The organism is Bacteroidota bacterium (assembly GCA_030706745.1).
GTDB lineage: Bacteria > Bacteroidota > Ignavibacteria > Palsa-1295 > Palsa-1295 > PALSA-1295.
The window spans coordinates 481,238-493,579 of the sequence record JAUZNX010000002.1 but is presented as its reverse complement, the minus strand read 5'-3'; the positions used below and the strand labels follow the sequence as shown (position 1 = coordinate 493,579).

Annotated in this window: 8 protein-coding genes; 1 reads left to right on the top strand and 7 read right to left on the bottom strand. The window is 53.9% G+C overall.

Going from position 1 to position 12,342, the window contains the following annotated elements; genetic code table 11:
• Nucleotides 1–7 precede the first annotated feature (7 nt).
• Entirely contained in the window at nt 8–1,150 is a 1,143-nt protein-coding gene (locus Q8902_04660; GenBank protein ID MDP4198845.1) for an acyltransferase, read from the bottom strand.
• 131 nt (nt 1,151–1,281) lie between these two features.
• Between Q8902_04660 and Q8902_04655 the strand changes: the two genes are divergently transcribed.
• Nucleotides 1,282–2,934, top strand: coding sequence for a hypothetical protein (locus tag Q8902_04655; GenBank protein MDP4198844.1), 1,653 nt, complete (start codon nt 1,282–1,284; stop codon nt 2,932–2,934).
• 51 nt (nt 2,935–2,985) lie between these two features.
• On the opposite strand, the gene Q8902_04650 is transcribed toward Q8902_04655, so the two are convergent.
• From Q8902_04650 to Q8902_04625, 6 genes are all read right to left on the bottom strand, one after another.
• Nucleotides 2,986–3,690 (bottom strand): hypothetical protein, encoded by a 705-nt coding sequence (locus Q8902_04650; protein MDP4198843.1) that lies wholly within the window; start codon nt 3,688–3,690, stop codon nt 2,986–2,988.
• 44 nt (nt 3,691–3,734) lie between these two features.
• A complete protein-coding gene (locus Q8902_04645; GenBank protein ID MDP4198842.1) occupies nt 3,735–4,667 on the bottom strand; it encodes a hypothetical protein in 933 nt (310 codons plus the stop codon).
• Nucleotides 4,668–4,755: 88 nt separating this feature from the next.
• Nucleotides 4,756–5,151, bottom strand: a complete 396-nt coding sequence (locus tag Q8902_04640) for a VOC family protein (GenBank protein MDP4198841.1) — start codon at nt 5,149–5,151, stop codon at nt 4,756–4,758.
• A 109-nt stretch (nt 5,152–5,260) separates the two neighbouring features.
• A complete protein-coding gene (locus Q8902_04635; GenBank protein ID MDP4198840.1) occupies nt 5,261–5,629 on the bottom strand; it encodes an RNA-binding protein in 369 nt (122 codons plus the stop codon).
• A gap of 293 nt (nt 5,630–5,922) precedes the next feature.
• Nucleotides 5,923–9,144 (bottom strand): hypothetical protein, encoded by a 3,222-nt coding sequence (locus Q8902_04630; protein MDP4198839.1) that lies wholly within the window; start codon nt 9,142–9,144, stop codon nt 5,923–5,925.
• Nucleotides 9,145–9,161: 17 nt separating this feature from the next.
• Nucleotides 9,162–12,281, bottom strand: coding sequence for a YCF48-related protein (locus Q8902_04625; GenBank protein MDP4198838.1), 3,120 nt, complete (start codon nt 12,279–12,281; stop codon nt 9,162–9,164).
• Nucleotides 12,282–12,342: the final 61 nt, after the last annotated feature.

The following is a 12,342-nucleotide window of genomic DNA, read 5'->3' as shown; positions in this document are numbered from 1 at the left end:
GTCATAACTACGAAAGTTCAATCGCCACCGCAGCGGGAGTGATCTGCTGGGTTCCACGATGCTTCGTGAATCGCTCCTTCAACTTCAGGAAGAATCGCTCGTACGTCCAGAAGCTAATACTGGCGATTATTACGGTCGATCCGGCTGCGGCGAGGAATTCGAGTAATGGCCAGGGCTTCGTAAACGCCAGGAAGCGATCCTCGAAGTGCAGTCCGAACGCATGATAAAGATACATGCCGTAGCTGATCGAGCCGATATAACGGATCGGTCGATTCGCTAGCAATGGTTTTAGCATGTGGTCCTGCCGAATGACACACGCTGCGAGCGCGAATGCCATCGAAAGTGTAATGTAAAACATCCGGAAAACATGCAGGTTGTTATCGTTGGGAATCGAACAAGCCAGCAGCATGAGGCCAACGAACGCGGGTGCGCTCCATCGTTGACCGAACACGCGCCAGGCAGCTTCAAAGCTGCGCCGACGATCGAAGGCAAATGCCAGAAGGCATCCCATGCAAATCGCGGGCGAGATACTATTCAGCGCAGTGATCGGGAATGAGTAACCATCAAGGAAGAACCAATAGCCGACGCGCCACTTAATAATCTCGTTGAGAACAATGAGCGCGGTCATGATGATAATTGGTGTCCGTGGCTTTTTCGAAAAGGCCACGATCCACGGCCAGAATAGATAGAATTGCTCCTCGGTCGCAAGCGACCATGCCGGGACGAACACCACGCGACCGGGACCCCAGGGATTGACAAACCAATTTGAAGTGTAAGTCAGAAATGATGGCAAATTATGCAGGTACGTCCCGAGTCCATCGCGGCGCAATTCCGGCACGCTCAGGCATAACAAAAAGAAGAGACCCAGTGTAAGATAATACGCCGGGAAAATCCGGAGCGTCCGCCGTAAATAGAAATTGCGGAGTGAGATTCTGCCGTATTGAGCTTTTTCGCGCAGAAGAAGCGTCGTAATCAGGAAACCGCTAATGACAAAGAAGAGGTGAACACCCAGAAACCCTGTTTTCCAAATCGGACGCAACTCCGGAACATGATACCAAATGACTGCTAAAATGCTGATGGCGCGTAGCCCATCGAGCGAAGAAAAATACTTCGCTTCGCGGAATCGAGAATAATGGTCGATGGCAGTCAAGAATTGGGTATCGGGGCTAAGAGCTTCGCAGCGTCTCTTGTTCCCTGATAACAATGAAGGCACTCGGAATTACCCTCCCTAAACGATCGACTGTCAACTATCCACTACTGATTGTTGTATTTTCGCATTGAATGAATCTTTCCATCCGACGCGCAAAACGCGACTCTGCGATTGCCTACTTGATCCTGGCAGCGTCGCTGGCCATTTATGTGCTCCAGCTCCGATCGCTGTATGTTGTGCCTGTGGCGGACTCGGTCCGCTGGGGCGGGGACGAAACGTGGCTGATGCGAGAATTCGGCAATCAGGCCGCGCATGGCGTGATGGCATATCCGGAGCACTTCGGCAATGCGACAAGAACCGATGGCGTGCTCGCAGGCAGTATGTGGGTGAATGCGTTGATCTATGGCGTCACCGGCCATGTATTTTTCCCGGCCCACGACTTTGCTGCCATCGGCAGAACAGTAACCGCGATTCTGGGACTGATTCTCATCCTAAGTCTTTTCCTGATTCTTCGGCGGCTGGAAACACGTCCCGTCATCGCCGCCTGCGCAGTCGCACTCCTGACAATCTCCCAGGGTTTTGCATGGGCTACGCATTGTGCTCGATACGATCTCCTGACGGGCCTCGTGCTCCTCGGCTATGTTTATTTTCTTGCCCGGCAATCCGAAACGCAAATGAACACTCGCCGCGCATTTTGGACTGGCTTCACAGCGATTGGCTTGCTCATTTTTTCGCGGCACATGCTGACGCTTCCGGCAGGAGCAACACTTGCGTTTATCCTGAGCGTAAAGTTGTGGCGGGATCGGCGAATTCTGTCCTCATGGCTGCTTGGCGTTCTTTCAGCAGCCACGACACTCTCGCTTGCCTATTGGCTCGGTGCTGGAGAGTTCTCTCTGTTCGGGCGTGGTGGCAGCATGGGAAGCTTCTCATTCGTACTGCAACAGATTCCAATTGCACGCCCATTCTCACGCAACGTCCAGATCTCGAACCTGATCGAACGCTACAATCTTTTCGCCGGTGATGCCCCGGGTGTGCTGCTCCTTGCCGCAGTGGCCATCATACTTGCGATCTCGTACATGGTCTGGCAATGGAGAATGCGCCGGCATGGCAGGCAATTGAGACTCGCGATGGCGCCCGCACAGACCTTCGCCATGCTCGCCACTGTTTTTTGTATCATCGGTTGGTGCCTGTTTCAGGGGAGCCGCCCCTATTACTTGTTTCATATCACTCCGCTCGTGATTGCATGCGGCGCGATTGTGCTGGAGCTTTTCGCGGAAGTTCACACGGCACGATGGTTCGGAAGTAGCGGAGCCATAGCGGTGCTCGTCGCTGGAATTGGGATGCAGGCAAGTCATGCCATTCCCGCTACGGCCTTTGGCGCAGCGGTCGTTCGGGATCAATCCGCTGCCATTAGGCGCCTATTGGAAGAGGCACCACCGAAGAGTCGCATTCTTGTCGATGTCGCCGGACTCAATTTCGCACTCATGGACACGACGCATCAGATTCTCACACTCGATATGTTCCAGCCTCCACCCACTGCGGAGGATGCCGTTAGCAAATTGCGAGCAAATAAGATCGACTTTGTGATTCTTCGGTCGAGCCCTGTCGGCACTCCGTTCGAACCCGGACGTTCGCTGCTTCCGCATGTCCTCGACTCGATCGGTGGCGCACGCGACACCATGCTCGGGTTCTTCTACGATGATGGACGCAACTACGATGCATCACTCGATCGACTGATCGAACAGGGACTTGACACGCTCAAGCTATATTCCGCTCCCCGTTGATTGTGTCAGGTAACAAGCTTTAAGAGCTTCTCACAAGAAGCATGTTCAGCCTTAGTTGCGCCACACTCTCAGAAATTTCTTCAACTTCGGGTCCCACACGAGGCCATACCAGTAATCGCGACTGTGAAAGACACTGAACATGACACGCGGTTCGCGAAACAGCTCGTGGGCTTCTTCAGAGTTCGGATCGAGATCGGCTTGTGACACATGCTTAAACAAATCGGCAAAATCCGCCGAGTCGATGACTAAGAAATTCTCGTTCGCAAATGCAATCGTAACAATTTGCCGCATACGCCGAAGCTTAACAGAATCGGTGAGGTGATCGATAGTGTCAAAATATCCACCTGCGGTCCAATGGTCTTCCCAGAGGAGTTTGCCTCCTGACTTAATGGTAAAAGTCAGCTTGGTTTGATCGATGTCCTTCGCCGGATAGCCTGTAAGCCGAAGGACCTCCGGTTTTCCATCATTGGTAAGATCGATCTCTCGTTGTGAAGCCACTTGCTTGCGGCTTGCGAGTTCACGCTGTTCCTGGGCCATGATCGCAAATCGAACGGAATCCGTCTTTAGAAGGGAATCGGTACTTCGCTCAACGACGTGTAAGGAATCCACGGCGATTCCCGCCCCCGGACCCTTTTCAGGGTGCTGGGCAATAGCCGTTACTGGAAAAGACAAAATATGAAGTGTCAGAAACAAGGCGACCAGCAACAGCGGACAGTGAATATTGAAGATTGAGCGGAAGAAGTCTCCGTTCTTCATTCTACGCGCTCGGCTATCCATCATCCACTCTCCATTCTCCGTTCTCAATTCTTCCATACGACGACAAATTTCTTCTTCGACTTCAGCCATGCAATCCCCTTCGATCCCCGGTCCCCTGCATAATAGTTGAACATCAATTCGTCGGCATTTTGAAGCTCCGCAAGCTCCGCCGACTTTGGATTCACCTCGGCCCATTTGGACCAGCCCCGATTCTCCAGCGAATCCGTATGTACGAACGCGCCCGGTGCAAGAAACTGATCGAGCTCGGCACGCACCATTCGCCGACGGACCTCGTCCGTCAGTTCTGGCCGCAACTGAAAATACGCCGTGAGCGGCCAGGCATCCTGATAGAAAACCGTATCGTGCCGGAGGATTGTGAACCGGACCGAATCGCGAAAGAGATCGGGCCCTGTTCGCACCAGCAAAAGCCGTTCCGGATCGTGGTCCGCTTCGAGATCGGCCAGTCGCTGCCGCTCGAAATGTCGTGCCGTGTCAACTCCCTGCCAGGCATCGACATCGTCGCCTTCGCCTTCTTCATCAACGCCATTCGGGCCAACCCAATAGAGGGTGTAGTCGCCCGCGCCAATCGTCGGAGGGTAGCGATACACGATCCGTCCCGCCCGGGAGCCAACTGCAATGAAATAGCCCTTGCCATTATCATTGCGGTAGAGATGAATCGGATCGAGCGCCGGGCTCATGTCATTTCGGATGGAGTCGTAAAGATGAGCTTCCGTCGTAGCTGGAAAGTGGTGCTTCTGCTCGTAGAATACATGCAGACCATGCTGCAAATCGCTCATGACATCGCGCGCCATCTGAGCCGAAGCACGGCTCTTGGCGGATACGTCCAACTCGTGGAAGCCAATATCACGGCAAGAGGAGACGGCAACGGCGAGAAGCAGGCTTGCGACCGCTAATGTAGTGGTGCGGTTCCATCGCGGGCCATGTATGCCTGTTCCTCGAAGTAGAGAAGTACTCATCGAGGATTCTAACGCACTCAATGCGCCGAATCATTTCGCAGCAATCGCGAATGTCATCATTTCGTGACCATTCGCCACCCTGCATGGATCACTCCTCCGAGGTCGATACAATCTCGACGATATTGCCGGCAGGATCGTAAAAGCGAAACCAGTAATTACCCTGACCAAGATCCTGCGGCGCATCGTGTATGAATCTCACGCCTGCCTCCGTCAAGCGAGCGTGTGTCGCATGTGCCGAATCGACCACAAACATGAACGAGAGTCCGTTCTCATCCGGATTGGCGTCGCGGCGTGTGTGTCCACCTTCCAGATACACAGCTTGCGAATTATCCGCGATACGAAAGAAGCAGGCGTTTGGTGACACTCCATCCTCCGCCAGGCCCGCGTCTGATGATTGTTCGAGACCAAGTGTATGCGCGTAAAAATCGCGCACACGCTCAAAGTCATCGACATAGATGGTGACGCCAAGGATATCTTTAATCATGATCGGATAGCGAGCAACGAGAGGATACGCAGCAAAATAGATCGTTAAAAATGCGAACGAGTAACGAGGGAAACACTCGTTACTCGTTGCCCGTAAGTTGATTGCAGTTTTACCAGCGACGTCCGCCGCGGTCTCCGCCGCGATCCCCGCCACGGTCGCCACCGCGTCCGCCGCCGCCACCGCGTCCGCCGCCGAAGCCACCGCGTCCTCCACCGCCGCCGCGATTATCGCGCTGCTCCATGGGGCGCGCCTCGTTGACGGTGATCTGCCGCCCGCCGAGTTCGGCTTCGTTCAGCTCTTCGATGGCCTTTTTTGCGGCCTCGTTATCATTCATTTCAACAAAACCAAAACCCTTGCTGCGGCCGGTGTCTCGGTCGGTGATGACCTTCGCGCTGGTCACCTCGCCGTATGCTGCAAAAATTTGTGTGAGCTGTGCTTCGTCCGTCTGGTACGGGAGTCCTCCGATGTAAATACGCATGTGCTAAGTTGAAAACAAAAAAGAAAAATTACCGATCGAGCTTACGCCAGCAACGGCCTTGCGAATGCGGAAATAATGGTGCGCAGTGAGATTCACGAATGACAGGACTGCCAGCCAGCGCAGAGCGTGCTTCAACGAGGGCCGCAGCCAAACGATCGGTCGAACCAGATGCATATACCTTCTATCCACGAAACACACGAACCCAAAAGGTACTATGAATTTCAGACTTTTCAAATGCCGAGTTCCATGAATTAGTTCGGGTTTCCGAAGCCAAAATTCATCTTCTGCCGAGGCTATTTTGTTAGAGTAAAGCCTATCGTTTTGACACCAGTCGGCGTCCTCAACCGCAGATAGTAAACACCGTTGGCCATATCGGAAATCGGCATGAGTGCATCATGCCGCCCGGCGCCGCGGCTCAGGCCCTCGAACACTTGGAGCTCTCGGCCCATGAGATCGAAGACAGCGAGTTCGGAAGTTTCTTCTGTCGGCAGATTGTACTCTACATGAAGTGCACCCTCGTCCACACCCTCAACCCAAAGCGTGAGCCCACTCGCGGCATCGAATTGTCCCGCACTTGCCGGTGGAGGTGGCGGCGGAGGTGGCGGAGCCACAACTTCTGAGTCTGCAAAACTAAGCGTTACGATCTCGCCCTTATGTACGCTGATATCCTGCCACACGAACGTCTTAGCCATGCCACTATCGGTGTAGTTCAGAACATACGTGTAGTGCACCGTATCTTTGATTGCGGCGAAGACGAAATTCCCCAACTCGTTCGTCCATGCGGTATCGATCCACCAAGTGTAGTTAGGAATGGAGTAGCGCGTGAGCGTTCGAATGACCATCGCACCGCGGATGCCCGTTTGGTGGTCGTGTGTTACAACATGTCCTTTCACGATTCCAGCGATGGGATTTGCCTGGCCCGTGAAATTCATAGGCTGCTTGCCATTGAGGAGATGGCCGTTCACGCCATAGAATGAAATCGACGAGGCGTTACCACTCACTTCCTCAAGGGGCGCCCAAGTCAGGCCGCCATCATAAGTCACGAAGCTGCGAGCGCTATCGCCAGTGGCAAATCCAATGTCAGTATTGAGGAAATAGAGACCCGTAATGGTCTGCTTGCTCAATGTCATTTGCGGAGTGTGCAGTGTCCCAAACACATCCCCGATGATCCCCTGCACTCCACCGACAAAAAGATGATCCGGTGACGTGTAATAAACCGCCCGAAGATCGCCGGTCACGAATTGCGGATTGTATAACTGCCACGCCGAACCATCGTACAGGAAATAGGAATCGAATCCCACAATAGCGCCATGCATGGCATCGAAGAAATGTATTGCATTCAATGTCATATTACCGAGCGATGGCAGCGCGGTCCAGAATGCATGCCCACTGGAGTCGAGACTGCGCTTGAGCACAACGCCACCGTCGCCAATCGCCCAGGCGGTATCACGGTGCGAAAACGCAATGGCACGGAGCGTCTGTGTTATCCCGGCGTTCTCCTCGGTCCATGTCTTTCCGCCATTTGTTGTCGCAAGTATTTCGCCCAGTTCTCCAACCGCGATGCCTGCAAGAGGATTTGCAAATCGAATATCGTTCAGATATTTATCACTCGGGCCGACAAAGATTGGATTCCAGTGTCCGCCGCTGTCCGTCGTCCGCCAGATGATATTCCTTCCGATCGCAAACCCAACGAGCGAATCGGGATAGTACAACTTCGTAATGCCGCTGGAGGGGTCGATCTCTGAGATGTTCGAGAAAAGACCCTGCACCGGTGCAGGCCCCATCTCGATCGTCGGAATCGTATCGCCATCCGCTGGGGGGATCATCCTGAAATATGTGGACCGGTAATTCTCGCGCGCGATGTAAGCTAAATAACCAAATTGGTTATATACCGTGAAATGAGCCGAGAACCGCGCATTATTGTCGATCGGGACTATGTCATGCGGGAAGGCGCCTAAGCCTGGGACCACACACATACCACCTGACAAGCCCAAGCCGGTTAGAGAATCCACAACATAAGCGGAGATCGTCGCATCAAATGGCGGTGGCAAGGCATTGAAGTTATTCACAAGGAAGTATGGTGCAGAGCCGGACGTCTGCACGTAAACGAAATAATATTCACTTCCTGTATAGATATGCTGAACTCCCTTCAACATCCAGGTGGCAGTATCAGTCAATCCGAGCGGAAGCGGGGCCGGAGCAAGCGCCTTCATCCGCAGTGAATCCAGAATAGAAACATCCGTGCATGGAACGATGAGACCCGTCGGTCGCAATGGTGTGGCGCTTGCGATATTCGTACACGTCAGGGTCGCCGTAATTGGTATTCCCTCATAGCTGAGGGGATTCGTGAGAGTGGCACGTATGCGAATAGAATCGCCGATTGTCATGAGCCGCGCGGGCCATGTTCGTCGCAAACTATCGGCACCGAGGCCCAATTCTCCAAACCGATTATCGCCCCAAACATAAAGATTGCCATCATTCCCGAGCGCAAGTGAGTGATAGAGGCCGGCCGAGACGGCAACAAATTGCGTAACACCCTGTGGCTGCGTCACATACGATCCAATCGGCGTTTGGTGAGGACGAAGGTGAATCAGCGTATCACCGATGCCAAGTTGACCATGCTCATTAGCGCCAATACTCCGGAGGATGCCATCTGCCTGGATAATGAGCGAATGAAATCCTCCATCGGCATCGCTCGCTATTTGTGGTTGAAGCGGAGGCGGAGGATTGAGAGGATCTTCGCCGGCACCATTTCCATAGTGTCCGCTGGCAAGCACGCTGGATTGGCGTTCGTATGATCCGCTAAGAGCGAGCAAAGGAGAGTCAAAACGGTGCAGCGTACTGGACACCCGCCTGGGCGTGGTCGATTGACAATTCCCCATGCTATCGGTCCCCCATCCAAACATCAGGCCATTTGCCGCAACCGCAAGTGTGTATCCCGGGCCTGCCGCGACCTGGGTCCATACATTCACACCTTCCGAAAGGACGGGGACTGGGGTCTTCGAGAGATACCGATTGCCGGTACCAAGCTGTCCATCGTCGTTATTGCCCCAGGCATAGAGTTGACCTGTGCTCGACAGCGCCAGAGAGTGATCGCGCCCGGCCGTCACCCATTTCCATGCGGTCACACCGGGTGGATTTTGCACGCGAGTGGGAATCACAACTTCGCCCAGCGTGCCGGTGCCAAGTTGCCCATATCGATTGCTGCCCCATGCGAAGAGCTTGTCCGAATCCGCAAGCGCCAGTGCATGCTCAGCACCACCGGCAACGAACGTCCAATGTGACGCCCCCGCCGGAATCGGGACTTCGACAGGTGTATAGTGATCGGTCCGATCACCGACGCCGAGTTGACCGTACGCATTCCAGCCGAATGTAAAGAGCCTTCCGTTCTTATCGATCACATACGATGATTGCGACAGTGATTGCTGCCCAAGAAACTGGGCACGGGCTTGATCCTGCGCAATCGGAGCAAGCAGAACCAAGACAAGACCTATGTAGCAAATGCTGAATTTCATGGCAGAGGATGTGTCAGCTATCGTGAAACGACAATGGGCATCGTCGCCGAACCATCGGAAGTCACAATGCGGATGAAATAACTGCCGGCGGGAAGTTCGCGCGCATCGAGCGCGAGCGCGTGTTCACCCGCCGATTCAAACCCATTCAACGGCAGGGCTACCTCGCGTCCCAGCATGTCGAATAGAGAAATACGAACTGCACTTGGAGCAGCAAGATTGAAACCGAACGTTGCCTTCTCTACGACTGGATTAGGAACAAAGGAGAGCGAGAAGTTTGCGATCGGGGCAATTCCTGTCACCCCTCTGGTCGATTTTTGCCGCGTGAAGTCAATCGTCACAGTCGCATTCGCAATCGCTGCATCCTTCGCGCTATCTATGAATGTCCCAATGCTATCACCGGCTACGCATCGGAGCGCGATCCGTCCTGGTGGAAGTCCCAGAATAACATAATTACCGGTCTCATTTGAATAGGCCGTGTGTGTAACGGAATCAGCATCGATGAGCGTGATGAGCGCACCGGAAACAGCAGTCATGTGATCTCCGGCCGTCACTCGCCCGTGGACAATTGCTGTTCCGGAATATGGAGTGACACTGAGTGCAAGCGGCGATGTACCGCGATATGCCAGGCCATGCACCCCAAACATGCTGAATGATGTGAGGTTGCCAGAGACTCCGCTCATTGGGACCCACGTGTCACCTCGATCGTATGTCGCGTAGCCAAGTCCACTATCGCCGAGTGCATACCCAAACTCTGGCGTTAGAAGCTGCAAACTGCGAAAGGACGCTGTCCCAAGTTGGGAGACAATCGGCACATGCGAATGGGATGAATCTATGGCAAGAACACGTCCATTTGTCCCGGCAGCGATGACATACCCAGGTGTACACGAACCCGTTTGAAGAAGATCGTATGGGCCACCGCCGGTCGAGTGCCATCCATTGTTTGAATCGTACTGTGCAATGATCCCTGTCTGTGCGCACGCACTACCGTTCATTGAGTCCAGAAAATACACGTTATTGATCCTCTGTGACATTCGAGCAGAGGTTTCGTTCGTAAGGATACCCGCGCGATAATGGAGAATCACACCACCGTCGCCAACGATCCACAAATGTTGGCCAACCCCACAGACTCCATATAAATCGAAATTCCCGGCACCCGAGACTTTAGTCCATGATACTCCACCATCGATCGTGTGAAGGATCGTACCTGCACCGCCGACGACCCATCCCTCGAGCCGGTTGCGAAAGAAGAGATCGTGCAATGGCCATCCAACCGGCGAAGCAAACGAACGCCAGGATAATCCCGCATCATCCGAGCGATAGATGATCTTTCCCGCAATACCAAAGATAGTGGTATTTTCGACCCAAAATAATTTGTCGAAGATCGCAGGAGCTTGCGCGAGCGTCGGTGCCGCCTCGATTTTCGCGACTACCGGAGTAGGCATGAGCCCGACTGATGGCGAAAGTGTATCAGCAGTCATTGCGAGCGTCACTGACGCGGTAAAGTAATTCTCAATTCTGAATGTCAAAACTGCATCGTTTGTATACGGGAATGGCAACATTTCCCCAAAATACTGCGCCCAATCAAGGAACGTCCCGTCTGCTGCGGTGCGCAGTGTGTCGGTCACGGTGCGCAACGCATACTTTCCCGCCTTCGCTGTATGCTGGATCATGACGATGACACCCGCAAGTGGTAAACCCGTAAGCGAATCGTGGACGGACCCACGGATTAGTCCCCATGATTTCGCGGGTATGTTTATTCCATGTCCCACAATAAGCGGCGCCGATCCCGATGCCCGAATGTAAGCATAGTAGTAAAGAGTATTGTCGTTACCCCGTGCGGAATCGGAATTCATTTGCCACGTTGCGGTCCCGGATTGCCCCGGCGGAATAAGCGCGGGGGCGATCTGCTGGATTTGCGAACTTCCATTCGATCGAATCGCCGAGCCATAGCAAAGGAAGGCCGAGGTATTGGAGAGAGTCTGACCGATTGACAAATTGGTGTCCGTTAGATTAATATCGAACGGGCCTCCGGGCCACGTGTCCGGCCCTGTTAGGGTTGCCTTCATAGTCAACGAATCGCAAACGCTGAGAACGCGTCCGGGAAGGGCATCCTTCGGAAGACTCCCTCGCCCCAATTCTCCGTAATTATTCGCACCCCACGAATAAAGCCAACCATCCGAGGCAATCGCCATGGAGTGATTGAGTCCTGCTGCGACCGCCACCCACTGCCGGGAGCCAACCGGCGGGTCAACTTGCACAAAAGCAAGACTATCGCCCGGAGACCCGAGTTGTCCGAAATGATTGTCTCCCCCGCAAATCAAATGACTACTTTCGCTGAGATATGAGGAATGGCTTGCTCCCGCGGCGACGCCGACGGTGGGCACGCTGGAATTTGAACCGTTGGAAGCGTAGATCAAGTCGATCTCATTCTTTCCACCGGCAGCAAGAAATGGCAGTGGGCCATTCGTCATACAGTTGTATGGTAGCCGTCGCCAGACTCCCGTCGAATCGATCCCAACGGAATATGTTGCACCAGTCTTGGTAATTGCGAGGGTATATTGGTCACCAGCCGCCATGGCGGCCCATCCGGTCTCGCCTTCCGGAATAGCAACAAGGTGCGGCTTCGTATATGATACATGGTCTCCAGTGCCAAGCTGCCCAAAAGCATTCGCGCCCCAGGCGTAAAGTTGTCCGTTTGTTGCAAGCGCCATGGAATGGTCTTGTCCGGCTGAGACCCACCTCCAAGCAGTGACACCTGATGGATTCGGTATTAAGACCGGACTCGAGGCTTGACTCATAGAGCCGTTTCCAAGCTCGCCGTCACCATTGAAGCCCCAGGCATACAGCTTCGTGCTGTCTGCGACCGCGAGCGCATGCCGGGCGCCGCCGGCAATGGAAGTCCACTGCGAAACGCCAGGTGGCGTTGGGACTAAAACCGGCGCGTTCTGATTCGCGGTCGAGCCGATTCCGAGCTGACCGGTCGCATTCCAGCCCCAGGACCAGAGTCCGCCGTCCTTATCGATCACATACGATGATTGCGAGAGCGACTGTTGCCCGAGAATTTGTGCATGAATGACGACCGAGGTTGCCAGAACTCCCCAAATGACCAAAAGTAAAAGACTAACACGGTTCAGCATACTGATTGAGTTGAGGGTACTGGATACGAAACTACGAAAAAGTGACACTATAATTTTAAAA